This is a genomic window from Paenibacillus campinasensis (assembly GCF_002272015.1).
GTDB lineage: Bacteria > Bacillota > Bacilli > Paenibacillales > Paenibacillaceae > Paenibacillus_AQ > Paenibacillus_AQ campinasensis.
In genome coordinates this window covers 55,883-81,842 of the sequence record NZ_NPBY01000032.1, presented here as the reverse complement: position 1 = coordinate 81,842, position 25,960 = coordinate 55,883, and the positions used below count along the sequence as shown (strand labels likewise).

Here is a 25,960-nt window from a genome sequence, read left to right as displayed (position 1 = left end):
TTAAAAGTGGTAGAGAAAATATTAAAGCGAATAAATTGATAAAAATAAACCTTGATTGGCTAAATGCCTTTCAAGGTTTTCTTTTAGGGTGAGGCTACCTAGTGCCGAATAAACAGCATTTTAGCTACAAGAAAGAGATAACCCATATAAGCCCTCTATGATGTATTTACAAATTATAAAGTACGTACAACACCTATAAAACGTATAACCTATTTAATTTATCCTAGCTATTAGAAGTAATCACAAAATCATCAGTTACCACCATTTTGACGAAAAAAAGTTAATCTTCGTTTTCTCCCTGCTTATAAAATACTTGAAGCACCTGAGCCCTTGACGTATTTGAATCATAGGGTTATGACACCTCTCATTCTGATTTGTATCGATCACACAGGAACATAACACCATAATTTCACCTATATGGATGATAGCAAGGAGTTTAATGGCTAAAATAGTTCTTTAACCCTTCATAAATGGCAGTGGCTCCAAGAGCCTGTCCATCGCTGCTTAATAGCAGTTCTTCCTCGCCCGGATTGGTGAGGTATCCCATCTCTACGATGACCGCCGGAACCTCCGACCTGGACAGAATCACGAGCTGTTGCTGTTTGATGCCGCGATCCCGAAGGCCGAGCGCTGCGATAATCTCCTTCTGGAGCGTTCTAGCTAGCGGTATGCTTTCATTATGGTAGTACAAGGTTTCCGTCCCGGAAACCGCGGGGTCCTCGTACGTGTTGCCGTGGATGGAAACCAGCGCATCCGCATTCCACTCATTAGCGATGGCAGCTCGCTCTTCTAACTCAACGAATTGATCGTCTTCGCGGGTCATTTTAACTTCGAACATGGGATCCTGCTCAAGCAGCTGGTACACCCGCTGTGCCATCGCCAGATTGTACTCCTTCTCAAAGGCACCGCTGCTTCCCGTCGCTCCCGGGTCTTTGCCGCCATGTCCGGGGTCGATCACGATCCGGAATGTCGATGGACCGGATTCTGACAGCAGTGGGGGGATTTCAACAACGGAGGCCCCGCTGGTTGATGCGATCCTAATTCCTACAATCGTAACGATAAGCAGTATAAGTGACACACATAATCTTTCGAACCGTTTTCTCCGAGGGACTCTTTTCGAGAAGCGTTGTCTTTTGTTTGTCATGTTTCATTTCCCTTCCTTTCTTTCACAGGGAATGTTACATGGCGGACATCAAGATCATATGCAGACGAGATCAATGGCAAGTGAAAATGAAGGAAGTTATTGCGAGAGATAGACTATTTTTATATAAGGACATGTTCGGCATATACAATTTTTGTAGCCAAAGAGAATTTTGATCATCAGGGAGCGAAGATTCAACGGGTAATCTTCAGAGCAAGTGGTTGTAGCATGGACGATTATCTGCAGCATGAACCGTGATCCCGGGAGGGACCGCTTACAATTAGTTGATAATGATTCTCAATGAATTTATAATGGGGCTAGCATAGCAGACAAATCGGTATGGGGAGGTTGGAAAAACGATGTCGGTACGGGATCTCATGTTGCTGTGGACATACGCTTCCTTTGATGTTGTAGATATCCGCCCGGGACATGTGAAGCCGGAAGATCGGCTGGAATACAGGGCTCCAACATCGTTGTTTCTGGTGACGACAGGAGGTGCGGCCCGAATCAAGGCATCGAAGATCGATTACAGCTCGCAGCAGGCACCGGTAGCTCATATCGCGAAAGGTGAACATCTTCATATTCAGAGTACGCCGGCAGGGTACGAGTATATTATGATCATGTACAAAGCGCAGCTTCCTCATCCTGTGCCGGGCGAGATGGATGATCCGCAGCGTGCAGTAGAGCAGTTTCGGGCCAGTTACACAGCTCCGGCGGAAGCGGGAATTGCGTGCCGAAGCATGGCCTGTGAGATGGAAAACCTGTGGAAGCAAGCACATCCGCTGCTGCGGCTGAAGGTCAAGCAGCAAGTATATGCTTTCATCCATTTGCTGTTGAAGGAGATGGAGGGACAGGCGGAAGCAGGGAGGAGAGATGAGGATGCCATTGACGCTGCTGTTCGTCACATGGAGGCCAATTACAGCAAACCGTGGACGCTTGCGTCGCTCGCCGAGGATCTCGGAACAAATACACGCCAGCTGCAGCGGGGCTTCAAGGCTCGATTTGGCCATAGCCCGCTAGAACATCTGATCAGCATTCGGATTGCTAAAGCGAAGCAGCTATTGGAGCACAGTGAACGGACAATCTCCCAAATTGCCGAGGAGGTCGGTTATCCGGACAGCTACTATTTCAGCCGTTTGTTTAAAAAATACACCGGTATCTCGCCCAGAAGCTACAGGCAATCCCGTAATCAGCACCGTCCGTCTCTTCCCGAGGATTGTCGGATTTCTCCCACAAGTCCGTCGCATTCGGACATTGTTTCGGCAGGCGAGGGTCGGTATGATCAGAGGGAGAACGCTACCCAGGCGTTCCGCGCCTTGCTATCGCTAACTCTGCTCTGTACCGGAGGACTTGTAGAAATCGATGGGCATCTGCGTGTACCGCATTTGCGAGGCACGCTGGAGCTTGCCCGCAGGCCAAGAAGAATTGCGGTGCTGGACAACCAGTATGCAGACCAGCTGCTTGCGCTTGGCGTTGAGCCCGTGGGCAGTGTCGTATGTACGGTGGAGACGGGTGGCTTGCCGGCGAACCTGGCGTTGTCATTAGGAAGAATGGCGAGGCTCGGGACGAAGGAGCAGCCGGATCTGCGCAGATTGGCGGCATTGGAACCGGATCTGGTCCTATGCACCTCATTTCAGGAGCATTGCTACACCGAGATTTCCGGGATCGCGCCGGCGATGATGCTGGATCGCAACGAGGATTGGCGGCTGTCACTGCTTCGGCTTGGCGAGCTGCTTGGATTGAAATGGAAGGCGCTGCAAATCATTGATGCGTATAATGCACAGCTGAGTCGGCTGCGGAGACGGCTTGAAGATGGTGGAAGCACACCTACCGTTGCGTTAATCCGTCCTCGTGACGGCAGCATTCGTCTACATACCGGCAGGCACCGTACCGCAAGGCTTCTGTATAGCGAGCTCGGTCTGTCCGCCCCGCGGCTTGCCGCCAATCACACGGGCACCAGCTCCATGATCCCGCTTGAAGCACTTTCAGAGCTGCGAGCGGACCGGCTGTTTGTGTTGACAGATAATACGAACCGTGAACAGACCCGGCAATACGAGATGAACCCATTATGGAATGACGTGGATGCTGTGCATAGCGGCAAGGTCCGCCATTTTGATACGGCGCTGTGGATCGGATACTACGGTCCGATTGCGATGAGCAGAGTAGTGGAGGAAATTGCGGAGGCGCTGCTGCAATAAACTGCAAGTTTCTTCATAGACCATGCATGAATGAAAAATCCATTCCAGTCTGGGCGGTGATGCGCTTATGCCTGTTACAAAGCTGCTTCTTACGGTCGCTTCCAGCTCAGACCATGAGCGGGAGCGCCAGGAGCTGGCTGAACTGCACAGCATGATTATGAACCGGGTCGTGCACATGAATATCCGGGATTCCGTACAAGTGACGATGGAGTATGTGGTGGCGGATTCGGATGGGGATTCGGCATCCTCCGATTCAGTCGGTTTGGAGCTCGCGGCACGGGATAATCTAGCGAATTTAAGCGCGAGACAATTGGAGATTGCCGTGCTGTTGTGCCGTCATTACAGCATCAGGAAGATTGCCGAGGAATTATATATCAGCATCAACACGGTCAAAAAACATATTCAAAATATCAAAAAAGCACTCTGCCTTGAGGAGGCAGGGGACGAATTTGTGTTTCTTCTGGCGAAGAAGTTGGGAGATGACACTAAAAATGAATGAATAAACATTATTATCCATATGGAGTACTCGGATTATTCAACCGGATAATATTCCGGCTGACAGGGACATGGTATGATTTAGTCATCTTATTGATAATGATTATCATTATTGATAAGGTATGCAATCAAACTATTTTGCAAAGGAGTGTCCCGTCATGTATCGCTCAAGTGTGGCGGCAGAAATGAGCAATAACAGCCGCTATTTGCAAAGCCAGCAGGAGCGCGAATCTTCGGCCCGCTCCTATCCCCGCCGTCTGCCTATAGTCATCTCGGAAGCAGAGGGGATTTACGTCCGGGATTTGGACGGCAAGGTGTACTATGATTGTTTGGCTGGTGCCGGAACACTGGCGCTTGGACATAATCATCCCGTCGTGATCGGAGCGATGAGAGAACTGTTTGATTCGAAAGCTCCGCTTCATACGCTGGATTTGACGACACCGCTCAAGGAAGCGTTCGTGGACGAGCTGTTCGCCAGCTTGCCATCGTCTCTGGCGAGCCGGGCACGGATTCAGTTCTGCGGACCGACCGGCGGGGATGCTGTCGAGGCTGCAATCAAGCTGATGAAAACGGCGACCGGCAGACGAAGTGTCCTGTCCTTCCACGGCGGCTATCACGGGTCGACGCATGCTGCGATGAGTCTAAGCGGAACACTCGGTCAAAAGGAGCGGATAGCCGGACTGATGCCGGATGTGCACTTCCTGCCGTACCCATACGCTTATCGCTGTCCGTTCGGCGTGGGTGGCAGCGAGACGCAAGAGCTCAGCCTCCGCTACATCGAAAATGTGCTGCATGACCCTGAAAGCGGGATCGTGCCTCCTGCCGCGATGATCGTTGAACCCGTACAGGGGGAGGGAGGCTCCATACCTGCACCATCCGCATGGCTGAAGGAGCTGCGGCGAATAACGAGAGAGCGGGATATTCCGCTCATCGTGGACGAAGTGCAGACGGGACTTGGGCGTACCGGCAAGCTGTTTGCTTATGAGCACGCCGGGATTGAGCCGGATGCCATCGTGTTGTCGAAGGCGATCGGCGGCAGCTTGCCGCTGTCGGTCGTTGTATACCACGAACGCTACGATGTATGGAAGCCCGGGGCGCATATCGGCACCTTCCGCGGCAATCAGCTGGCGATGGCTGCAGGTCTGGCTGCGCTGCGCTACATCAAGGAGCAGGACCTTCCCGAACGGGCGCGGCTGCTCGGTGATCGGCTAAAGGAGCAGCTGTGGATGCTGGCTGAACATGAGATCTGCATCGGCGATGTGCGCGGACTCGGGCTTATGATCGGCGTTGAAATTGTGGACGAGCATCGTGAGCCTGATCGTCTCGGTCATTATCCGGCTGCTCCGGCACTGGCGGCCCGAATCCAGCAGGAATGCTTGCGGCGCGGCTTGATCCTGGAGGTGGGGGGACGGCATGCGGCGGTTATGCGTTTCCTGCCGCCGCTGATTGTGACGGAGCAGGAGCTGGACGATATCGTATTCCGCTTCGGAGAATCGGTGCGTGCTGCTCGAGAGGCGCAGTCATGCTGACAGACAAACATGCGCTTCCACTCAAGGAAGCTGATCCTGATACAGATATCAAGACAGGACTGATGATACGGGAGGAGACGGAAAGGCTGGCGCAGCAGATGGCTGCCAGGTCTCTGCTAAATGCTTTTCTGAGGGAAAACGTTGATGCCATAGAGCATCTGCAAAGGCTGGCTGAAGCGGCCGAGAAAGGGGCTGCGGTTTCGGTTACGCTTATGCTTGGCGACGGCGCCCGGCTTCATGGCACGGTTCAATATGCATCGCTTATCGGTCAGCATGTATACGCAGATGAATGGATGCTGGAGGCCGGGGAGATTCGGCGGTTGTTGACCTTTCACGAGCTGGCCGAGCGGCTCGTGCTTGAACTGGCCCAAAGGCTTCATCATCGGCGGCAGCGGCTTCTTGCTGTGGATGAGGTGCTGCGACGAATTGGGTTAAGCGTTCGATATTTGCACGGGCATTTGGTTCAGCGGGAGGAGGATGCCAAGGCTGGGAAAGAGGTGCGGAAGCTCGATTACATCAGGTCTGAACAAAGCGTGTTTGCCGGTCATCCGTTTCATCCATATCCGAAAAGCGTGGAAGGGATGGACGAAGTGGACCTGGATCGCTACAGTCCCGAACGGGGCGCAAGCTTTGCCCTGTATTATTTCGCGGTAAGCAAGTCGGCGCTGCATGGGGAATGGCTGCCTGGCGAACGGTCTGCGATGCTTCCGGAGCCGATCTGCGAGCCTTATCGGGAGGCGCTGGTGGAACGGATTGGAACGCTGGCAGAAGATATGTACGAACCCTTGCCGATGCATCCGTGGCAGGCAAGACAACTGCTGGGGCAACCACGTCTGCGCCGTGCGCTGGAGCGAGGCGAACTGGTGCCGCTCGGGCCGCTTGGACCGAAGGTGTTCCCGACCTCCTCGGTGCGCACCGTGTGGGAACCGGGGAGCGGCTGCGGTTGGAAGCTGCCGCTCGGCGTGCGGATAACAAACCTGATACGCGTCAATACCGCCGAGCAGACGACTCGCACAATGCATGCGGCTCAGCTAACGGCCCGTCTCGGTGATGATCTGCGGCGGGAGCTGCCAGGGCTGATGCCGGAAACCGGGTATGCGGGCATCGCGGAACCCGGCGATGCCATACTTGATCCGTCGATTACCGTTATGTTCAGGCCGCTCAAGCTGGATCCTTCATCCTCGTTTGTGCTGGCTTCGCTGGTGGAAAGTTGGCCGGGTGAGAGGGCGCCAAAACTGGCACAGGCGATTGCGGAAAGCGCGCAGGCGGGTGGCACACGGGAACTGCCGGACATGCAGCTGTGGCTGGAGCGTTATTTGCAGCTGTCCATGCTGCCGCTGCTGCGGGTATGGGACCGCTACGGCATCAGCTTTGAAGCGCATGCACAGAATTCGCTGCTGGCGCTTAAGGGAGGCTGGCCAAGCGCTTTCTACACCCGGGATCTGGAAGGGATGAGTGTGGATCGACAAGTGGCGGAAGCGGCCGGCTGGATCGGGGAACTGCTTCCTGAGAATAGCCCGCTGCTCTACAACGCGGCGGAAGCTTGGCGGCGGACACTGTACTACTATTTCGTGAATCATCTTGGTTCGCTTATTCATGCTTGGGCACGCTGTCAGAATCGACCGGAGGGCGAGGGCTGGGACGTCGTTCGCCACCTGCTGCTAGCGGAAAGGGCGCGGGCCAGCGCCAGGCTTCTACCGTATATCGACGGCCTGCTTACCGAGCAGACACTGCCGGCTAAAGCGAATTTCAGCAGCTGTCTGGTCAATAAAGGGGACACGCCCCTCTATATTATGATTGCAAATCCAATGAGGGACGGACGGCGATAAAGCCGTCCGATCCTGCTTCATGCGAAGGAAGGCAGGCGGAAATGGAAGGTTGGAAACGGAGTTTATATATTCTCTGCATCGGGCAGTTTTTGGCGATGGCTTCGATCAGCTGTGTAGCCCCGTTTCTGCCGCTGTACTTGCAGGAGCTTGGCGTACAGGATCATGTCGATGTGACCATGTGGTCAGCGGTCATCTATGGGGCGAATTTGCTCAGTGCCTTTGTGATGGCGCCGGTGTGGGGAAGGCTGGCGGACCGTTATGGCCGCAAGCTGATGCTGCTGCGCTCCGGCTTTGGCATGGCGATGACAATGACGCTCATGGCCTTCGTGAGCGGGCCGGTGGAGCTGCTGCTCCTGCGGCTGCTTAACGGGACCCTGTCCGGATTCGGTCCGGCTGCGATCGCGTTGACAGCCAAAAGTGCGCCCAAAGAAAGGAGCGGCTATGCGCTCGGGATGCTGCAATCCAGCTCGGTTGGCGGCACCATCTGCGGGCCGCTTCTGGGCGGGATGCTGGCGGACCGCTTTGGTTTTGCTGAGGTGTTTCTGTACATGGGCATCGGTATTCTGGCTGCCTCTGTCGTCGTGTTGTTCGGCGTTCATGAGCGATATGAGAAGCCGTTGTTGCAGGCGCAGACTTCCGGACTGCGCGGGGATTTGCGGGAAATGATGTCCCGGCGTCCGCTGCTGCATGTGTTTGTGTCCGCTTTTCTCCAGCGGGCGGCAACGGTCGGAATATTGCCGCTTATTCCGCTCTATGTGCAGCTGCTCGCGCCCGGAAGCAGCAATGTCGCGCTTCTCGCAGGCATCGCTTCCGCGGCGGCGGGGGTGGCCAACATGATGGCGGCTCCGCAACTGGGCAAGCTCGGAGATCGCCGCGGCCCAAGTCGTGTGCTGGCTTCTTCTCTGCTGGGCGCGATGCTGCTGGCCATTCCGCAAGCGTTCGCACAGCAGCTATGGCAGCTGATCGCGCTCCGCTTCTGTAGCGGTGCCAGCCTGAGCGGGCTCGGGCTGTCGCTGAACTCGCTCGTGCGCAGGCATGCACCGGCCGGGATGGAAAGCCGTGCTTACAGTTATCTCAATTGTGCGCAGATGGCTGGCGGTCTGCTCGGTTCCATCGGCATGGGCTGGCTTGCGGGAGCGTTCGGGTTGCGCATCATTTTTGCCGGATCTGCGGTGCTGCTGGCGCTCAATTGGCTATGGGTGAAAATAACCGATGCACATGTATCGGAGACAGACGGGGCTCGTCAGGAAACCACCGACCTGTCAAGGGATAAGGAAGCCTGGGAGGGACAGCCGCAGCAGACTGGCAGTGTCGGCAAACGATGAGGAAAGAGAGCACAACCCTGACAAGCGGGTGAACAGATTACGGTTCGCAACAGCAGTTGGGCTCTGCTCCAGATTCCAAATTGCAGGTCGGGCAGGAGTATCTTGGTATGACCAAGACAGACTGCGCTCCATGTTCTGAGATGGGTGTGGACCTATCTTCGATAAATCCAGAAGTATAAAAAATACAGGTGGTTGAGGTGAGCTGAAAATGAAAAGCTGGGAGGAAATAGACCCGCGTGCGGCTGCCATTCGTTCGGACGCCTATGCCGCTGCTGAGCAGCGCGTGCTTGGGCAGCTGATAGAAGCGATGCTTTATGAGGAAATCGCCGTGCCCATCGGCGGACTTCCACAGCCCGGGGAAGCCCGAACCGTTGAATTATCCGGTCTTGCGGCTGCTGGTGAGCAGGTTCGATACCGGCTAGACTGCCGGCGTACTCACGGCTTCGGCCGCATCCGTATAGATCGCGGATCGCTGCGGCGTATTGGTGCGGATGGGGAGGTGTCGGCGGGGCGGCTTGCTCTTTTCGTTGATGAGGTGCTTGGGCAGAAACAGCAGGGCGAACGGTTGCTACGATTACAGGATGAACTGGGAAGAACGCTGCTCCACGATGCAGAAGCGCGCGCATGGCGGAGCCAGGCAGGAGCGACGCGATCGCTGGACCATGCGGAAGGGGAGCTGGACGGTCATCCGTATCACCCCTGTTACAAGTCCCGTGTCGGCTTTGATGCGGCCGATAACCGGCTGTACGGGCCGGAGTTTGGTGAGCCGCTGCAGCCGCTGTGGATCGCGGTGGCCCGCTCACATGCCAGGCTGTCCCTGCGCCGTGGCATGAAGGAGCAGGGATGGCTGCTTGAAGCGCTCGGCGAGGAGTTATATGAAAGGTTCCGTGCGCGGCTTGAACAGCTTGGCTGCGTCCCGAACGACTATGTGTTCATGCCTGTCCACCCGTGGCAATGGGAGCATGTGGTGGTGCCGGCGCTGCACCGGGAGATTGCCGAAGGAGTGCTGCTGCCGATCGGGCGAACGAAGGACATCTACCGGGCACAGCAATCCATCCGCAGCCTGGAAAATGTTACGGACCCGCGCAAGGCGACATGGAAGCTGGCGCTGGGCATCGTCAACACCTCGACCCGGCGCATGCTGGCGCTTCATACGGTGCTGAACGCGGCGCTCGTGTCGGAGTGGCTGCATGATCTGCTGGACACCGGCCGCATGCCGGACCAGCCGGAGGTTGCTGTGCTGGATGAATATGCCGGCGTTGCTTTTGACCCGGCGGAGCTGTCTCCATCCGTGAGGGAACGCGCCTACGGCGCGCTAGGCGCCATTATGAGACGCGGCATAGCCGGCGTGCTGCGACCGGGCGAGGAGGCGCTGCCGTTCGCCGCGCTTTCATACGCCGATGGCACAGCTGCAGCGCATGTCGAGACGTGGATCAGGCGCTACGGCTTGTTGCCATGGCTGGATGAGCTGCTGACGGCAACGGTGACGCCGCTGATTCATCTGCTTTACGCCCACGGGGTGGCGCTGGAGTCGCATGCCCAGAACATTTTGCTGCTGCACCGGGAAGGACGTCCCGTCCGGATTGCGCTTCGTGACTTTCATGATGGCGTTCGTTTTAGTCGGAGCTTGCTGCCCCAGCCGGAGCTGTGCCCGCAGCTTCATCCTGAACCGGCCGCCCATTTGGCGCAGAATCGCCATTCCTATATGGAGACGGAGGACCCGGCGGCGGTCCGGGATTTCTTGCACAGTGCATTCTTCTTCGTCTGCCTTGGCGATCTTGGTCTCTACTTAAGCGAACGGCACGGCCTGTCCGAGATGGCATTCTGGGAACGCGTCGCGCATGTCATTCATCGATATCAGCATCGCCATCCCGAGCTAGAGAAACAGTACGAGCGATATGATCTGTTCTCGGAAAAAATTCGCATTGAGCAGCTGGCGCGCAGGCGCCTATATCCCGATTCCGAGGTTGAGCCAAAATGGGTGCCGAATCCGCTATATGCGTTTCGGGCTGCGAAAGGAGAGAGTGTTCATGCCGGATAAGCGATACGAAGAAGAAGCGGAGCGCCGCGTGATGGAGGATCTGCTGAATGCGCTGCTGGCCGAGGAACTGCTGGTCGGCCTGCAGGTGCTCACGCCGCAGGAAGCGCGCGCGATCGGCGAAGCCGATCCGGCATTCGCCGCGGCCTGGAAGCTGCTCGACGGCGCGTCCGCTATAGCGCGCGGTGATGAGCAAGGCTTGGCCCGGCCGGAGGCGGGGCAAGGAGCAATCAGCGCGCCAGGCGAGCTGATTGGCCTGTGGCGACCGCATGGCGAAGCCGCGGTCGTGTTCGGGCTGCGCCGCTCGCCATGGCAGCGGCTGCGCTGCATGCCCGCGGCCCGGGTCGCCGCCGGCCGCGCTGACGGTGCGGCCGAGCTGCTCGCGCCGGCCGCATGGATGCGCCTCGTGGCGGAGCACCGCACCGAGGCGAGCGGCACGCGCCCCGCGGACGCCGCGGATGTGGCCGCGGCCACGGGGATGGCGCGGGCCGCGGGCATGGCGGAAGCCGCAGGCGCAGCAGCCCCCGCGAGCACAGCAGCCCTCGCAGGCACAGTAGCCCCCGCGGGCATAGCGGGCGCCGCAGAAGCGGGAGCGGAGGCGTTCATCGATATGCTCCGGCAGACAGCCGAGCAGATCGCTTGGTCGCTGGAGCGGCGCGTGCCCGTGAAGGACCTGCTGGCGCTGCCGCAGGACCGCTCGCTGCTGGCGCTGGAGCGCTGCGCCGCCCTTCGCGACCGGCCATTCCATCCGGTCGCGAAGGTGAAGCTCGGCTGGGGCCGCGCCGAGTGCGGCCTCTACACCGTCGAGGCCGGGCAGCCTATCCGGCTGCGCTGGATGGCGGTGCGGCGCGACCGCCTGCTAAGCGGCGGCGCCGGGGAGGCGCTGCCGCAGTCGCTGCTGCTGCCGGCCGATGCCCGCGCGCCGCTGGAGCAGGAGCTGCGGCGGCGCGGGCTGGACGGCACGCACATCGCGCTGCCCGTGCACCCGTGGCAGCTGGAGCAGGTGCTGCCGCAGCGGCTGCAGCCGGAGCTGGCCAGCGGCGTCTGCGTGCCGCTCGATACGGCGGCCGGCACCTTCTACGCGACTTCGTCCGTGCGCTCGCTCATGAGCCTGGGCGAATCGCCGCAGCATGTGAAGCTTCCGCTTGGTATCCGCTCGCTCGGCGGGCAGCGCTATCTGTCCGCGATCAAGCTGATGAACGGGGTGCGCGCCGAGTCGCTGTTGCAGCAGGTGCGGGCGCTGGATCCGGTGCTGGGCGAGAAGCTGCATCTCTGCGAGGAAGGAAGCTGGTGGGCGCTCGCACCGCAGGATAATGACCTGTTCGCGGAGAATCCGCGCCATCTGTCGGCGATGATCCGCCGCTATCCTCCGGCGCTTGCTGCCGCCGATGACAGCATCCGGCTTGTGCCGATGTCTGCGCTGGCCGCTCACGAAGAGGAAGCCGGGCTGCTCCCGGAATGGCTGCGCCTGCGCGGACTGCCCAATACAGCCCAGGGAGCGCTGAAGCTGTTCCGCGAGATCGCAGTCCTGTTCAGCGAGCTGCTGCTGCGGCTGCTGCGCTTCGGGCTCGTACCGGAAGCGCATGGGCAGAATGCGGTGCTCGTGCTGAAGGTAGGGCAGGTGCACGGCCTGCTGCTGCGGGATCATGACGCGCTGCGCGTCCATGTGCCGTGGCTGCGCAAGGCGGGGCTTGAGGATCCGGGCTATATGCTGCGCCCTGGCGTGCCGAATTCGCTCTATCATGATACGCCGCAGCAATTGCTGGCTTTTTTCCAAATGCTTGGCATCCAGGTGAATCTGTTTGCCATCATGGACAGCGTGTCCCGGGACTACGGCCTAGCGGAGCGGAGCATGTGGGCGGCGCTCGAGGCTGCGCTGTTGACCGCGCTCGCGCAAGCCGGCTTGCCATCGGATCAGGAAGAGATCGTTCGCGCCAGCCTGTTCATGAACGAGCATTGGCCTTGGAAACAAATCGTGCGTCCCCTGCTAGCACAATCGGCGAAGGTGCCGGGCAGCATGCCGTACAGCAAAGGAGAGACGAGCAATCCGTTTCTGGCGGCGAAGCTGCAGGCTGCGGATTCGCAGTCGCCTCAGCCTGTGTCCCGTAGGTCGACCCCATTACAGGAGGTGCCATATGGTGCGAATTGAACCGCTTGCGAAGCCGATATCACCGGAGCTGCTGGAGCTCTACCGAAGCATTCAGCCGTCGACCATCGGTCATCTGACGGATTTCGGCTATATTCGCGGCTTGCAGCCGCTCGTTACCCCGATCCGTCTGCTCGGAACCGCGCTTACGGTCCGGCTTCCTCATATCGGCTCGGCAGCTCTGCACGAAGCGCTTGAGCTGGCCCGGCCAGGGGACGTTATCGTCATCGACATGTCCGGCGACGAGGACCGGGCTTGCTGGGGAGAGTTCCGCGCTTACAAGGCGATTGCCAAAGGGGTGGCCGGCGCGGTGGTGTCTGGCTGCGTCTCGGACGCCGCGGTCTTGCGGCAGCTTCGTTTTCCCGTCTTCTCGCGCGGCGTCAGCGCGTTGACCACGCGCTCGCTCGAACTGGAGGGCGAGGTCAATACCTGCATTAGCGTTGGCGGTGTGGCCGTTCGTCCCGGCGATCTGATCATTGGCGATGAGGACGGCCTGTTTGCCATCGATCCGAAACGGGCGGAGGAACTGGGACGGCTCGCGCTGGAGAAGCAGGAGCGGGAGCAGCGCAGCCGCGTCAAGCTTGGATACGGCCATATCGGTGGCCATATCAATGAAGGAGGCGAAGTGACATGAGCGGTTTGGATCGTTCCCGTAAGCAGTTGCATCTCAACCTGTTTCTGATGAGCACGGGGCATCATGAAGCGAGCTGGCGACACCCCAAGGCAAGTCCGCAGCATGCCGCCGATTTCGGCTATTATGCCCGGATGGCGAAGCTGGCTGAACAGGCTAAGATGGACGCCGTGTTCTTGGCGGATAAGTACCGGTTGAACATCATGACCAAGTACCGCGTCATCCCGCAGCTAGAAGCGTTCACCATGCTTTCGGCGCTTGCGGCGGCTACCGAGCGGATCGGGCTTGTCGTCACCGCTTCGACCACCTATAACGACCCTTACCATATCGCCCGCAAGCTGGCTTCCCTCGATCATATCAGCGGCGGACGCGCAGCCTGGAATATTGTTACCTCGACAGGGGACGCGACCGCCCGCAATTTCGGGCAGGCGCGGCATTTGCCTCATACGCTCCGCTATGAGCGGGCACATGAGTTCGTGGAGGCGGCGATCCGGCTATGGAACGGCTGGGCGGAAGATGCCCTTCGATTGGATCAGGAGGCTGGCATATATGCGGATATGAGCCGCATTCAGGCAGCGGATTATGAAGGCAAGCATGTATCGGTAGCCGGACCGCTTAATTTGCCGCGTTCTCCGCAAGGGGTGCCGGTGCTGGTTCAGGCAGGTTCCTCGGAGGACGGCAGAGCTTTCGCGGCGCGCTGGGCGGAGGTCGTATTCACGGCACAGCCGGGCATCGGGGAGGCAGCGGCCTTTTATGCTGATCTGAAGGGCAGGATGAGCGCCTATGGACGCAGGCCGGATCATATGAAAATATTGCCGGGATGCATCCCTTTTGTCGGGGATACGGAGGCCGAGGCGAAGGAGAAGGAGCAGGAGCTGAACGAGCTCAGCGTGTCCGAATACGGGCTGACCAATCTGTCGGCATTGCTGCAGACAGACCTGTCCGGCTGTCCGCTTGACGGCCCGCTGCCTTACGAGCGGCTGCCTGCCCCCGAACAGGTTCAGGGACAGCAGTCTCGCTTCCGGCTGTACACCGAGCTGGCCCGCAAGGAGAACCTGTCGATCCGCCAGCTCATTATCCGTACAGCGGGCGGCCGCGGCCACTTCACGGTGGCGGGAACGGCGGTCCAGATCGCGGACACGATGCAGCGCTGGCTTGAGGAACAGGCAGCCGATGGCTTTAATCTGATGCCTCCGCTGCTGCCGTCCGGGCTAGAGGATTTTGTCCACAAAGTGATTCCGGAGCTGCAGAATCGCGGCATATATCGTACCGATTACAGCGGAAGCACGCTGCGTGAGCATCTGGGGCTGAAGACGGAGTCAGTCATACCGCAAGTATATTCATAGGGCAACAAGGACCAGGTTAAGCATGAGTAAATCATACAACAGGAGAGAGAATGGCCTACCGGGCAGCATTTTAAGCTAATTCCTAATTCCTGTACACAAGGAGGTGTCCACCAGCCGGATGGCAGGGGGGCGCCTCCTTTGTCGTTCCGGCTTGCTGTGTGAGAAGAGCCTGATGCAGCGTGTCCGTTTTGGGCCGATACATGGCAAGCCGTCGGATATGTACAGAAGCTGTGACGCAAATGTGCATTTTCAACATCATCCCTTCATGTAATAATAATGATAATCAATATCAATTACACCGAAAGAGGAGTAAGGAGAGGTCATGTTCATGATGTATTTCAATCACCAGAGGCTATATAACCGTTATAAAAGCCGTCTGACAATGATGCTGGCCGTTCTGCTGGCTGTACTCACCGTGCTGTCCGGCTGCGGTCAATCCGGGGGCAGCGAAGGTGCTGCTTCACAAACGCCGGAGGCGCAGGCGCAGGCCAGCTCCAACGAGCAGAACACGGCAGCCGCCGAAGGGGATAGCGAGCGGACGATCCGGCATGCGATGGGGGATACCGAAGTGAAAGGAACGCCGGAGAAGGTGGTAACGCTGTTCCAGGGAGCGACGGATGCCGCGCTCGCGCTTGGCGTGCAGCCGGTCGGGGCGGTTGAAGCCTGGATTGAGCAGCCGTGGTACAACTACATTCGCGACCAGATGGACGGCGTGGTCAATCTCGGCTCGGAGAATCAGCCGAACCTGGAGGAAATTGCGGCGCTCAAGCCGGATGTCATCGTTGCCTCCAAAACCCGGCATGAGGAAATTTACACGCAGCTGAGTGCCATTGCACCGACGGTCATGACCGAAGAGGTACATATCTGGAAGGAGTCGCTGGCACTGACGGCGGAAGCGTTGAACAAACAAGCGGAGGAACAAGCGTTCCTCGAACGCTGGGACAGCGAAGTCGCCGCATTCAAAGAGAAGATGGGCGATAAGCTGAACCTGGAGGTCGGCATCGTCGATTTCCGCGCCGATCATGCGCGCATCGTCTATACCGGGTTCTCTGCGCTAGTGCTGGACGAGCTTGGCATCACCCGCCCGATGGAGCAACAGGGTGAGGACTGGGGCGTCAAGCTGGTATCCAAGGAGAATATCCCGCAGATGGACGCCGACATCATCTTCGACCAGACGAGCACTTCGCGGGATGACGGAAGGCTGGATCTGCGTAAGGAATGGACGGGGCATCCGCTGTGGAATAACCTGAGAGCCGTGCAGAACAACCGGGTGTTCGAGGTGGATACGGCGGTCTGGAACAACGGCTCCGGCCCGCTTGCCGCCGAGGAGATGCTGGAGGATCTCAAGGAGATATACGAACTGAACTGATGCGCGGCAATAACGGCGGCGAAGCATTGCGGTTTCTCTTCGGGGAGTTCCGCTCCTTCCGAGCCGAGCTGGAAGCGGCAGCCGATACGGCTTGCCGCTTCGGCGCTTTTGCCGTAATCGGCTGCATCAGACAACAAGAGGGGGATAAACGGTGAGGCCACTTTTGCAACATAACGCCAGCAAACTGCTGGGACTTGCGGCTGCACTGCTGCTGCTTGCAGCGGCCTGCGCGGCAAGCATCGCGCTTGGAACGACGTCGATCCGGCTGACTACAACGGTGGAGGCACTGGTCGCCTATAATCCGGCGAACACCGAGCATGTCATCATTGTGACAACGCGGGTGCCACGAGCGGTCTTTGCCCTGACGGTCGGCTCATCGCTGGCGATGGCGGGAGCGATGATGCAGGCGTTAACGCGCAACCCGCTTGCTTCACCGGGGTTATTCGGCATTAACTCGGGTGCCGTGCTCGCGGTTGTACTGGCTTTGCTGCTGCTTCCGCTGACCTCGCTGTCGCAGCTCGTATGGGCTGCTTTTGTCGGCGCGGCGGGGGCAGCGCTGCTCGTATATGGACTGGCTTCGCTTGGCGGCGGCAATCTGACGCCGATTCGTCTCGTTCTGGCTGGGTCGGCCCTGAGCGCATTGTTCAGTGCATTGACGCAAGGCGTGCTGGTACTGGATGAATCCGGTCTGCAAAATGTGCTGTTCTGGCTCGCAGGCTCTGTGGCAGGCAAAGAGCTCGGAACGCTGTATCAGGTGCTGCCTTATATGGTGATTGGCGGCGGGGCAGCGCTGCTGCTCGGTTATCCGCTCACGATTCTTAGCTCCGGGGAGGAGATGGCCAAAGGACTGGGGCAGCGGATCGGACTTGTAAAGGCCATTGCTGCGGCTGCTGTGGTGATGCTGGCCGGAAGCGCGGTAGCGGCTGCCGGAGCCATTGGCTTCGTCGGTCTTGTCATGCCGCATTTCGCACGTTATTTGGCCGGCACAGACTACCGTTGGGTCATTCCATACAGCGCCGTGCTAGGCGCGATATTGCTGCTTGGGGCCGACATTGTCGCCCGCTTCCCTGTGCAGCCGGGGGAGCTTCCACTCGGGGTTGTGACCGGACTGATCGGCGTGCCGTTCTTCATTTATATCGCCCGCAGTGATTTCAACAGAAGGAGGGCGCAGGATGAAACCAACCGTTCCGTTTCGTAGTCGGCACCCGTTCCTGTCGGCATTGGAAGACAGGCGTGTGCTGATATTGCTGGTGTTGTTGCTGGTGCTTATGGCGGCGCTGGTGCTGGGCGCATGTCTTGGCAGCACATGGGAATCTCCGTTTCAGGTGCTGCTGACGATGGTGGGGGTGCAGAGTGATTCGGCCTTTGTTATCGGCACACTGCGTCTTCCGCGACTGGTGCTGGCATTGCTCGCCGGTGCAGGGCTTAGTCTGGCCGGGGCGGTGCTGCAGGGGCTGATCCGCAACCCGCTCGCCTCGCCGGATGTGCTCGGGATGACAGGGGGCGCATCGGCCGCCGCCGTCGGCTTCATCGCATTGTCCGGCGGGGCGCTCAGCATTCGCTGGCTGCCTGTTGCTGCCATGATCGGCGCGCTGCTTGTGTCTGGCCTTATCTATTTGCTCGCCTGGAAGAACGGGGTTTCTCCGGTTCGGCTTGTGCTGATTGGTGTGGGCATATCCGCAGGCACCAGCTCGGTCACGATGCTGCTGCTGGCATTCAGCTCGATCACTTCGGCCGGCAAGGCCTACATATGGCTGACAGGGAGTGTTTACGGAGCTTCATGGGAGCAGGTCCTCACCTTGCTGCCATGGTTGCTCTTGTTCGGCACGGTGGCCTGGGCAAATGCGAGGAAACTGAACGTGCACCAGCTGGGTGATGAAGCCGCAACCGGCCTTGGAGCCGCCGTACAGCGGCAGCGGCTTGGCTTGATCCTGGTTGCCGTTGCACTCGCAGGCTCATCGGTCGCTCTGGTGGGCGCGGTTGGCTTCATCGGCCTCATTGGTCCGCATATTGCGCGCCGGCTGGTCGGCTCTTCCTATGGCGTGCTGCTGCCTGCATCCGCACTGGTTGGGGCGCTTCTGCTGCTGCTGGCGGATACGGCCGGCCGCACGCTGTTTCAGCCGCTGGACATTCCTGCAGGGGTGTTCACGGCTGCGATTGGAGCGCCGTTCTTCATCGCGCTGCTCGTTCGTCACCGCCGGTTATAGGGAGTAGGGGAAGATGATATCCAAGTTAACCATGACAGGGAAGCCGCATGATGCGGCTTCCCTGCTGGTGTATATAGCTTATTGTGTGATGAATAGGTGGAAAGCGATCCTATGATGCCGGCATCGATATGCCGGCACCTAGATGGCTGTCACTGTGATATACCGTCACCGAGATATACCGCCACACCGAGATATACGGCCACCGGAAAGAAGATATCCGGACTCCCTAGTGGCAGGGGTATGACAGCATTCGCAATCTCTAGCTGGCCCGGGAGCGCAGTAGCTTCCATTTCTTATATTGATAATAGATGGTGCAGCCGATGCAATAGCCGAGCACAGCAGCGGTTGCTGCAGCAGCTACCATCACGGAGGCAGCGATAGCGACAATATGCCATCCCAGCAAATAAGCAGCTGAAGAAATGCCGAGCAGAATGACGGCAATCGATTGGTTGAATCGGGCCAGCTCTGCAGCTTGCGTATCCGATCTTTGCAGTCTGTCAGCGCCTAGAACCCATTTGGCCACCAGAAACAGCAGGTTTGCTCTCGCTCCGGCTGCCAGCGCGATCAGCTGAATCAGAAAGATGGCATAGATGAACAGAGGCTGACGGAAAACAAGTGACAGAAGCACGAACAGCACCATGGCCGCCTGATTTACTTTAATGAGCGGTAGCGGTATTTCTTTCATGCGCTCACCTCGTTTTCTACATATTTATAAAATAAAAGCAAGTATTCATCCCATCGTACTTACTTTTATTCAGAATCTAACACGGGCATGGGCGGTTGTCAATCTGATTCGAGCACGCCGAACATCTCATATGACGTCCAGGATCGAGCCCGAAGCGCGGTGTCAGGCCTCCTTCGGCTTCGGCTTTCGATTCTCGGCGAGCAGCTCGCCCATAGCAGTCCAGTGCTGCTCTTCTGGGGGCCTTGAGTAAGTGACGGGAAGCCTTGGGAAGAGCAGCTCGGCGATCCGGTAAGCCTCCTCCAGATGCGGATAGCCGGACAAAATAAAGGTATCGATGCCGAGAGCCGCATACTCCAGCAGCCGCTGTGCCACTTCATCCGGGCTGCCGACGAGGGCGGTGCCTACACCGCCTCTCACTTGTCCGATGCCTGCCCACAGATTGGGGCTGATCTCCAGCGTGTCCCGATGCTCGCGCACAAGCTGGCTCATCCGGCGTTGACCTACCGAATCGAAACGGTTCAGCAGCGCTTGCGCTTCCTGCACATCCTCTTCGGTGACATATTGGATCAGCTTGTGCGCCGCTTCCCAGGCTTCCTCAGCCGTCTCGCGCACAATGATTTGTACGCGGAGGCCGATTTTGATCGAGCGGCCGTATCGCTGCGCCCGTTCTCTGACATCGGCGATCTTCTCTGCGACCATCGCGGGCGTTTCAGCCCAGGTCAGATAAGTGTCAATATGTTTGGCGGCCACCTCATGCCCGGCATCGGAGGAAGCGCCGATAAACAGCGGAGGCGACTGCCGGTCAAACGGGACATATTGCAGCCTGGCATCTTCCACCTGTATAAACGTTCCGTGGAACGTAACGCGCTCGCCTGTCATCAGCTTGTGCCATACTTGGAGGAATTCATCGGTAGCTTCGTAACGCTCATGATGCGAGAGGAAGATCCCGTCACCCTTCATCTCCACAGGATCGCCGCCGGTCACGACATTGATCAGCAGGCGCCCGGAGGATAGCCGATCGAATGAGGCGGCCATCCGGGCCGCAATGCTGACCGATATGCCGCCTGGACGGACGGCAACGAGAAATTTCAGCCGCTCGGTTGCTGTAATGAGCGAGGAGGCGACAACCCATCCATCCTCGCACGCATGACCGGTTGGCACCAGCATGCCGGTGTAGCCGAGCCGGTCCACCGCTTGGGCGACCTGTCTGAAATAATGCAGATCGGTGATTTTCGCTCCGTGGGACGTACCGAGATATCTTCCGTCGCCCATCGTAGGCAAGTACCAGAACATTTCCATTGGCTGGTTCACTCCTTTATCTGTTTCAGCGGCTGTTGCTGCCGCTGCCGGCAATCATAGAAACGAGGTGCTGCCGCAAATCGGCAAAGTCCTTGCTGGCGCGCAATATGGAAAAGGAAGGCGCATCCGTGTCCTGAAACAGCGGGTTGCGGATATCCTGCACGATGGTGCCGGGATTCGGGTGCATCACGATAATGCGCCGCCCCAGCAGCAGCGCTTCATCCACATCATGGGTGATGAGGAAGAAGCAGCGGCGTGTTTGCTGCCAGATCCGCCGCACATGCAGCTGCATGGATTCCCGCGTCAGGGCGTCCAGTGCGCTGAACGGCTCATCCATCAAGACGATGCGCGGCTCTGTCGCCAGCGTTCTGGCGAGCGCAGCTCTTTGCTTCATCCCGCCTGACAGCTGATGGGGTAGGCGAGCGGCAGAAGCCTCAAGCCCCACCAGCCCGATGTAGAACGAGGCGATGCGCCGGCGCTCCTTGCGTCCAATACCGGCCATGCGCAGGCCGAACTCGACATTGCCGGCGACCGACAGCCAGGGGAACAGATTGGCATGCTGGAACACAACGCCCACCTGAGGTGTCGGCTTCGTATGGTGTTTCCCGTCAATCCGGACTGACCCGCCGGAGGGCTGGACATACCCGGCGATGATGCTGAGCAGCGTTGATTTACCGCAGCCGGAAGGCCCGAGCAAACATACGAACTCGTCCGGCGCAAGCGAGAGTCCAATCCGGTCCAAGACATGCACAGCTTGGCTGCCTTGACGGTAGCTTAAGGAAATATCGGTTAATTGAATGCCTGCTGCTGAGCCGGTATCCGGCCCCGGACAAGAGGAGGCATGCTCATTCTGACGTGCCCCGTGCTCATCGCGTGTTGTGGTGGATAATGAAGTTGCGGTCATGATTCGGTCCGCCTTTCCCTTGAAGTTTAGCGAATGATTACGGTGCTTCCACATACAGCTCGTTCAGCAGCGCTTCCTGGAACACGCTCAGTTCCGGCGCACTCTTGATCGACTGCTGCTCAACCAGGAAATCCGCGGTCTGCTTCAGCAGCACGGCGAATTGACCGGGCTCTTCAGGTGTGCCGAGATAGCGGGGGTCTGTCTGCTCCGAGGCACCCAGCACTGTAATTTCGCTCATCGCTTTCAGCGTTTCCTCAACCGACAGTCCCAGCTCCCGGGATAGCGCCTCTGCCGCCTCCTGCGGATGTTCCCGGTAATACGCCGTCCCTTCATCAAGCACTTCGATATACAGCTTGACAGCGGCCGGATAGCTGGCGGCAAAGCTGTTATGGACGACGCCGAATTCGCCGGTGAGCGCGCCGCCCTCGGCAACCTCCTTCGAGGAAATGACGATGCTTCCATGCTCGGCAAGCAGCTTGGATTGTACAGGCTGCCACGTATAGGCGCCGTCGATGTCGCCGCGCTGCCAGGCTGCAAGCAGATCGGGCGCTTGCATATCAATGATCCTGATGTCCGCCGGATCGATGCCCGCTTGCTTGATGGCCGAGAGCAGGCTGAAATGCGAGGTGGATCCGAACGTAGTCGCAATCGTCTTGCCTCTGATATCCTCAAGGGAGTGAATACCGGAGCCGCTCTGCACGACGAGCGCTTCGCTGTCCCCGATCACATCGTGAATGTAATACACTTTGTTCGGCAGCCCCTGCGCGATGCCCGAAGCGCCGGGAGGGGTCCCGACGAGCCCGAAGTCGATGCTGCCGCTGGCCATGGCCGTATTCACATCGCGGCCGGATTCGAACGGGATCCAGGAGATGTTGACATCCGGCATTTTCTTCTCGGCCAGTCCGAGCGCTTTGGCTACCAGTTCTCCGTTAGGCGATACCTGGTAGCCGATGCGGATTTCCTTCGGCAGCGCATCGGCATCTCTTTCCTCGGATGCGGACGGCGTGCCGGACGAGCTGCCGCAGCCGGCTGCCAGCAGCATGAACGCTGCGATGGTGAGTGAGAGAATGGGACGTAGCACGGATATGCGATCATAACGCATGATGGAATCAGCTCCTCTTTTCCTAAGTGGTTAATGTTCCGCCCACGGTGACACGCGCTGAATGAGATTGCGGATGCCCGCATCAATCAGGATAGCGATGATCCCCATGATGATAATGGCGGCATAAATGATGTCGCTGCGCAAATATTTGCTTGCATCCAGCACCATCCAGCCGATCCCGGAGACGGCGGCAATCATCTCAGCGGCGACCAGTGTGGCGTATGTAACGCCTACCGCGGTGCGAAGTCCGGTTAACAAATCCGGCAGGCAGGAGGGGAGAATAACGTACAGATACAGCCTCCACCGGCTGGCTCCGAGAGACCTTGCACCCTGGATCCGATCCGGCGGAATCCGGCGCGCGCTATAGACGGCCGCAATGAACATCGGGGCGAACCCGCCGAGGTACAGCAGCACGATTTTGGACGTATCCTCGATCCCGAACCACAGCACGAGCAACGAATAATAAGCCAGCGGCGGCAGGGGCCGGTAGAACTCGATGAACGGATCGAATATTGCCCGCAGCAGCCGAATTCTGCCGCAGAGGATGCCGAGCGGAACGGCGGTCAGCAGCACCAGGATCAGGGCGACGGCAATGCGCTGCATGCTTGCTCCGATATGCGCTAACAGGCTGGTTCCTTTATAGCCTTCCGTGGCGATCGTCATAAAGGCTGACCAGACGTCCGGCGGTGAAGGGAGGAACAGCGGATTGACCCACTCGTTGCGGCTCGCCATCCACCAGATGAGCAAAGCGAGACCGACGGAAACGGCAGAGACGATGAGGTACAACCCGTTTCTCAGATCCGTGCGGACCGGTTCGGCGGGTTGGGCGTTAGGGTGCGGCATCGATACACACTTCACATCCTTCTTTTTTCATGTTTCATAAATAAGGAAACGAACAGGCTGATGAAGAGGCGAGTGGTAGCAATGTCAGAGCTGACGAGTGAAGGGACACTCCGGGAGAAGACAACAAAAAAAGAGAGCTTCCGATCGCAGCTCGGCTTATACATCAGCCAATAGCTTCCGATTGTCTCTCCTGTCGTCAGGTTGAGGGGAACGATGAAAGGATCCGTTCCTGTAATTGTTGGGGGTGCTGTTATGCTGCACCAATGTTCATTACTTGTCATGCAGGTGGCGGTTACTTATCCACCCGGATTAACAGATTCGAAAGGACGTCAGCCCGGAGCTGGTCTTCGAGCGGAGCAAAGCCGAACAGCTCGCAGAAGAACAGGCCGTCCGCCGCGAGTCTCGCTACCGTAGCTTCCACTTGATCGCTGCATTCGGTGGTCATGCGGCTCTGCCACTTGAGGTAGCGCTGGCGCATCGGTTCAAGCAGGTCAGGGTTGCTGGCTGCGGCAGCCAGTATGCCAAAACTCATCTCCAGATCCTCCTTGCTGATCTCGAAGGTCTGAATCAGATAAGCTTGCGCCCAGCCCATGGGGGCTTCGCCGCTTGAAGCTTCGGCATCGGTCTCCGAATCGAATCGGTCCAAAAAATCGTTCAGCGCGGCCTGGATCAACGCGTCCTTGGTCGGGTAATGGTAGAGCAGCCCGCCTTTGCTGATGCCAGCTTCTCTGGCCACAGCATCAAGTGTTAGGTGAGAGGCGCCCATCGTTCGGACCAGTCTGCAGGCCACTTTCAGTATCGCGTCTCGCCTCGAATTTCGATTCATGGCACCACCTCCAGCTTTACTATACGGTCCGGTCGGTGCAGTCGTCAATATTAATTTTACAAAACCGATCGATTAAGTTTGAATTAAGCCGGTTTTCCGGTATACATATACATAAACAGAGATGCCAATTGGCCAGACTGCGATCCTGAGGTAGACCGGGACCTATGGCTGGCCTTGGCATCTTTCGCACTTGCCTCTCACCGTTTAATGAGGGTAGACCTGCTGGAATTCTACCCCGCACGGCCCGCCGTCCGGATTGACCTCAAGATCGACTGCGGTGCCGTCAGCACGGAACAGCGGACGATAGTGGGCGTTAATGCGCATGGCCGAAGCATTGGCGTAATGGCAGATGAAGGCGCGGCGAAACTGGTCCTTTGTCTTATTCCGGTACGAGCCGTGGATAAGGTTCCCGTTGAAGAACAGGACATCTCCGCGATCCATGATTGCGGGTATCGGGCTTGAATCCTTGGGCGGCTTGACGTAATGAGTCGTGAACGACTCACTTGCATCCGCCAGCTCCGGGCACTCGATATCGTGCGCACTCGTTTTCGGGACGACCAGCAATCCGCCGTTCTCCTGCGTCGCAGGATCAATAGCGGTCCAGGCGGCAATGCAGTTGCCAGGCTCTACCTGTAGATAGAAATTGTCCTGATGCAGGGCTTGCCCCCGCGCCCCCGGCGGCTTGTAATAGAACATGCTTTGGGCGGCCAGCGCCTCCTCGCCGTACAGATCCTCCAACACCGCCATGATCGGCGTATGAAGCATGAACCGCTTGGCGGTGTCGTTGAAACGATGCGGATGCATCACCCGGGGATAGCGCTTCAGCGGATCCTCCACAGCAGCGGACCGATCAGGCTCGAAATGTCCGGGAATCGTCTGATGGCTGATCGCTTCAAAAGCAGCGTCGATTTCTTGAAGCTCCGCTTCGGTCATCAAGCCCTTCACAATGACATACCCCTCGGTCAGGAAATGCTCCAGCTGCTCCTTCGTCAGTCGCTTCAGCTCCGGTGTGGATTTCATCTTGATCAGCTCCCTTAACATTAGAATGTTGCCCAATGGATATTCGGGTTGACAACAGCTTACCGGGATTCATAATAAATGAGAAGTCACATTCCTGCTGAAAACGACATGGATTCTGCTATTTTCAACTGAACAGGAGGCTTGGAGATGGATGCGAAACTGCCGGTGGATCTATATGAGGCTGCCGATTACCGAGACATTATTAGCGGACATATCAGCGCTGACTCTTCCTATGGGGTGATCCGGCCGCAGGGCAGGGGGGATTTGCTGCTTGCTTATACATTGCAGGGGAGAGGATACTTCAAGACGCCAGCCGGCACGCGGGTTGCGGAGGCCCATGAGCTGATATTGCTGCGGGAAGACGTTCCCCATCAATACGGGACGATGGACGGAGAGCAGGGCTGGTCGTTTCTGTGGGTGCATTTCCCTAAACTACCCGAAATCAGCTACCTTCCCCAGGAAGAGCTGCTGAGCGCAAGCATCCCCGAGGGGTATGGAAGGGAGCGGGTGCTCGCCGCGTTTCATCATATTTTCTACCATGCGGGCGAACGTTCGGATTACTGGCATGCGCTGAGCGAGAATTCCATCCGGGAGTTATTGCTCTTGCTGGCCCGGCAGCTTTCGAGCAAGCGCGACCCTCGAATCACGCTCGTGCTTGGAATGTTGTCGCAATCGAAGCAGGAGATCCGGGTGGATCATCTGGCGAAGGCAGCAGGGCTGTCCGTATCGCGGCTGGCCCATCTGTTCAAGGAACAGGTAGGTGAGGGGATTGTGGAGCATGCGAACCGGCTGCGCATCCAGCAGGCTGCCCGCTTCATGGAGCATATGGACCGGACAGCGACGGAGGCCGCTCAGGATGTCGGGTTCAACAGCTACAATCATTTTGCCGCATTATTTCGCAAGCAGATGGGGGTCAGCCCGAGAACATACAAACAGATGAAGTCTGCGCAGCAGCAAGGGTGAATCCAGCCGCCAGAAGGGGAACCGAACAACTTATCTGACAGAACAGGCTGTCTTTATTAATCCG

The 25,960-nt window shown here is 58.1% G+C and carries 22 protein-coding genes; 14 read left to right on the top strand and 8 right to left on the bottom strand.

The window, feature by feature from the left end; translation table 11 throughout:
- Positions 1-436: 436 nt before the first annotated feature.
- Entirely contained in the window at positions 437-1,078 is a 642-nt protein-coding gene (locus CHH67_RS11070) for an N-acetylmuramoyl-L-alanine amidase family protein (protein ID WP_244908156.1), read from the bottom strand.
- Between the two features lie 422 nt (positions 1,079-1,500).
- Here CHH67_RS11070 and CHH67_RS11065 point away from each other — a divergent pair, with 422 nt between their 5' ends.
- The 13 genes from CHH67_RS11065 to CHH67_RS11010 all read left to right on the top strand — a co-directional run bounded on the left by CHH67_RS11065 (position 1,501) and on the right by CHH67_RS11010 (position 18,254).
- Positions 1,501-3,339, top strand: coding sequence for a helix-turn-helix domain-containing protein (locus CHH67_RS11065; RefSeq protein ID WP_095265235.1), 1,839 nt, complete (start codon positions 1,501-1,503; stop codon positions 3,337-3,339).
- Positions 3,340-3,406: 67 nt separating this feature from the next.
- Positions 3,407-3,838: a response regulator transcription factor gene (locus CHH67_RS11060; protein WP_095265234.1), complete on the top strand. Its 432-nt coding sequence runs from the start codon at positions 3,407-3,409 to the stop codon at positions 3,836-3,838.
- A gap of 154 nt (positions 3,839-3,992) precedes the next feature.
- Positions 3,993-5,363 carry a diaminobutyrate--2-oxoglutarate transaminase gene (locus tag CHH67_RS11055; protein WP_244908155.1) on the top strand — a complete coding sequence of 457 codons (1,371 nt, stop codon included), beginning with the start codon at positions 3,993-3,995 and terminating at the stop codon, positions 5,361-5,363.
- On the top strand, positions 5,357-7,192 hold the full coding sequence (locus tag CHH67_RS11050) for an IucA/IucC family protein (protein WP_095265233.1): 1,836 nt from the start codon (positions 5,357-5,359) through the stop codon (positions 7,190-7,192). Before CHH67_RS11055 ends, CHH67_RS11050 begins: the two co-directional genes overlap by 7 nt.
- A 41-nt stretch (positions 7,193-7,233) precedes the next feature.
- Entirely contained in the window at positions 7,234-8,517 is a 1,284-nt protein-coding gene (locus CHH67_RS11045) for an MFS transporter (protein ID WP_095265232.1), read from the top strand.
- A gap of 208 nt (positions 8,518-8,725) precedes the next feature.
- Positions 8,726-10,558 (top strand): IucA/IucC family protein, encoded by a 1,833-nt coding sequence (locus CHH67_RS11040; RefSeq protein WP_095265231.1) that lies wholly within the window; start codon positions 8,726-8,728, stop codon positions 10,556-10,558.
- Positions 10,548-12,704, top strand: coding sequence for an IucA/IucC family protein (locus CHH67_RS11035; RefSeq protein ID WP_179292098.1), 2,157 nt, complete (start codon positions 10,548-10,550; stop codon positions 12,702-12,704). Before CHH67_RS11040 ends, CHH67_RS11035 begins: the two co-directional genes overlap by 11 nt.
- Positions 12,691-13,335: an RraA family protein gene (locus CHH67_RS11030; protein ID WP_095265229.1), complete on the top strand. Its 645-nt coding sequence runs from the start codon at positions 12,691-12,693 to the stop codon at positions 13,333-13,335. Before CHH67_RS11035 ends, CHH67_RS11030 begins: the two co-directional genes overlap by 14 nt.
- Before the next feature lie 5 nt (positions 13,336-13,340).
- Positions 13,341-14,678 carry an LLM class flavin-dependent oxidoreductase gene (locus CHH67_RS11025; protein WP_425320440.1) on the top strand — a complete coding sequence of 446 codons (1,338 nt, stop codon included), beginning with the start codon at positions 13,341-13,343 and terminating at the stop codon, positions 14,676-14,678.
- A 328-nt stretch (positions 14,679-15,006) separates the two neighbouring features.
- Entirely contained in the window at positions 15,007-16,047 is a 1,041-nt protein-coding gene (locus tag CHH67_RS11020; RefSeq protein ID WP_244908154.1) for an ABC transporter substrate-binding protein, read from the top strand.
- Positions 16,047-16,202, top strand: coding sequence for a hypothetical protein (locus CHH67_RS26190; protein WP_179292097.1), 156 nt, complete (start codon positions 16,047-16,049; stop codon positions 16,200-16,202). Before CHH67_RS11020 ends, CHH67_RS26190 begins: the two co-directional genes overlap by 1 nt.
- Complete coding sequence (locus CHH67_RS11015) at positions 16,199-17,245, top strand: FecCD family ABC transporter permease (protein WP_095265227.1); 1,047 nt, start codon at positions 16,199-16,201, stop codon at positions 17,243-17,245. Before CHH67_RS26190 ends, CHH67_RS11015 begins: the two co-directional genes overlap by 4 nt.
- On the top strand, positions 17,220-18,254 hold the full coding sequence (locus CHH67_RS11010) for a FecCD family ABC transporter permease (protein ID WP_095265226.1): 1,035 nt from the start codon (positions 17,220-17,222) through the stop codon (positions 18,252-18,254). The genes CHH67_RS11015 and CHH67_RS11010 overlap by 26 nt, the downstream gene beginning before the upstream one ends.
- A gap of 259 nt (positions 18,255-18,513) precedes the next feature.
- On the opposite strand, the gene CHH67_RS11005 is transcribed toward CHH67_RS11010, so the two are convergent.
- The 7 genes from CHH67_RS11005 to CHH67_RS10975 form a co-directional block, all read right to left on the bottom strand.
- Positions 18,514-18,939 (bottom strand): DUF4395 domain-containing protein, encoded by a 426-nt coding sequence (locus CHH67_RS11005; protein ID WP_095265225.1) that lies wholly within the window; start codon positions 18,937-18,939, stop codon positions 18,514-18,516.
- Between the two features lie 162 nt (positions 18,940-19,101).
- A complete protein-coding gene (ssuD, locus tag CHH67_RS11000) occupies positions 19,102-20,238 on the bottom strand; it encodes an FMNH2-dependent alkanesulfonate monooxygenase (RefSeq protein ID WP_095265224.1) in 1,137 nt (378 codons plus the stop codon).
- 25 nt (positions 20,239-20,263) lie between these two features.
- A complete protein-coding gene (locus CHH67_RS10995) occupies positions 20,264-21,142 on the bottom strand; it encodes an ABC transporter ATP-binding protein (protein WP_095265223.1) in 879 nt (292 codons plus the stop codon).
- 37 nt (positions 21,143-21,179) lie between these two features.
- Positions 21,180-22,244 (bottom strand): taurine ABC transporter substrate-binding protein, encoded by a 1,065-nt coding sequence (locus CHH67_RS10990; protein WP_095265222.1) that lies wholly within the window; start codon positions 22,242-22,244, stop codon positions 21,180-21,182.
- 30 nt (positions 22,245-22,274) lie between these two features.
- Complete coding sequence (locus CHH67_RS10985) at positions 22,275-22,976, bottom strand: ABC transporter permease subunit (protein ID WP_425320439.1); 702 nt, start codon at positions 22,974-22,976, stop codon at positions 22,275-22,277.
- A gap of 403 nt (positions 22,977-23,379) precedes the next feature.
- Positions 23,380-23,913: a TetR/AcrR family transcriptional regulator gene (locus CHH67_RS10980; protein ID WP_095265220.1), complete on the bottom strand. Its 534-nt coding sequence runs from the start codon at positions 23,911-23,913 to the stop codon at positions 23,380-23,382.
- 204 nt (positions 23,914-24,117) lie between these two features.
- A complete protein-coding gene (locus CHH67_RS10975) occupies positions 24,118-24,933 on the bottom strand; it encodes a phytanoyl-CoA dioxygenase family protein (protein ID WP_095265219.1) in 816 nt (271 codons plus the stop codon).
- A 147-nt stretch (positions 24,934-25,080) separates the two neighbouring features.
- Here CHH67_RS10975 and CHH67_RS10970 point away from each other — a divergent pair, with 147 nt between their 5' ends.
- The gene (locus CHH67_RS10970) at positions 25,081-25,896 is read left to right on the top strand and encodes an AraC family transcriptional regulator (protein ID WP_095265218.1); all 816 of its coding nucleotides are present in this window, start codon (positions 25,081-25,083) and stop codon (positions 25,894-25,896) included.
- The last annotated feature ends 64 nt before the right edge of the window (positions 25,897-25,960 follow it).

Excerpts from the sequence above, each read along its gene's own strand:
- CHH67_RS11065 (WP_095265235.1), top strand. The coding sequence starts at position 1,501 with ATGTCGGTACGGGATCTCATGTTGCTGTGGACATACGCTTCCTTTGAT.
- CHH67_RS11045 (WP_095265232.1), top strand. The coding sequence starts at position 7,234 with ATGGAAGGTTGGAAACGGAGTTTATATATTCTCTGCATCGGGCAGTTT.
- CHH67_RS11050 (WP_095265233.1), top strand. The coding sequence starts at position 5,357 with ATGCTGACAGACAAACATGCGCTTCCACTCAAGGAAGCTGATCCTGAT.
- CHH67_RS10980 (WP_095265220.1), bottom strand. The coding sequence starts at position 23,913 with ATGAATCGAAATTCGAGGCGAGACGCGATACTGAAAGTGGCCTGCAGA.
- CHH67_RS11060 (WP_095265234.1), top strand. The coding sequence starts at position 3,407 with ATGCCTGTTACAAAGCTGCTTCTTACGGTCGCTTCCAGCTCAGACCAT.
- CHH67_RS10975 (WP_095265219.1), bottom strand. The coding sequence starts at position 24,933 with ATGAAATCCACACCGGAGCTGAAGCGACTGACGAAGGAGCAGCTGGAG.
- CHH67_RS11020 (WP_244908154.1), top strand. The coding sequence starts at position 15,007 with ATGATGTATTTCAATCACCAGAGGCTATATAACCGTTATAAAAGCCGT.
- CHH67_RS11030 (WP_095265229.1), top strand. The coding sequence starts at position 12,691 with ATGGTGCGAATTGAACCGCTTGCGAAGCCGATATCACCGGAGCTGCTG.
- CHH67_RS10995 (WP_095265223.1), bottom strand. The coding sequence starts at position 21,142 with ATGACCGCAACTTCATTATCCACCACAACACGCGATGAGCACGGGGCA.
- CHH67_RS11035 (WP_179292098.1), top strand. The coding sequence starts at position 10,548 with ATGCCGGATAAGCGATACGAAGAAGAAGCGGAGCGCCGCGTGATGGAG.
- CHH67_RS11055 (WP_244908155.1), top strand. The coding sequence starts at position 3,993 with ATGTATCGCTCAAGTGTGGCGGCAGAAATGAGCAATAACAGCCGCTAT.
- CHH67_RS11010 (WP_095265226.1), top strand. The coding sequence starts at position 17,220 with ATGAAACCAACCGTTCCGTTTCGTAGTCGGCACCCGTTCCTGTCGGCA.
- CHH67_RS11005 (WP_095265225.1), bottom strand. The coding sequence starts at position 18,939 with ATGAAAGAAATACCGCTACCGCTCATTAAAGTAAATCAGGCGGCCATG.
- ssuD (WP_095265224.1), bottom strand. The coding sequence starts at position 20,238 with ATGGAAATGTTCTGGTACTTGCCTACGATGGGCGACGGAAGATATCTC.
- CHH67_RS10990 (WP_095265222.1), bottom strand. The coding sequence starts at position 22,244 with ATGCGTTATGATCGCATATCCGTGCTACGTCCCATTCTCTCACTCACC.
- CHH67_RS26190 (WP_179292097.1), top strand. The coding sequence starts at position 16,047 with ATGCGCGGCAATAACGGCGGCGAAGCATTGCGGTTTCTCTTCGGGGAG.
- CHH67_RS10970 (WP_095265218.1), top strand. The coding sequence starts at position 25,081 with ATGGATGCGAAACTGCCGGTGGATCTATATGAGGCTGCCGATTACCGA.
- CHH67_RS11040 (WP_095265231.1), top strand. The coding sequence starts at position 8,726 with ATGAAAAGCTGGGAGGAAATAGACCCGCGTGCGGCTGCCATTCGTTCG.
- CHH67_RS10985 (WP_425320439.1), bottom strand. The coding sequence starts at position 22,976 with ATGGCGAGCCGCAACGAGTGGGTCAATCCGCTGTTCCTCCCTTCACCG.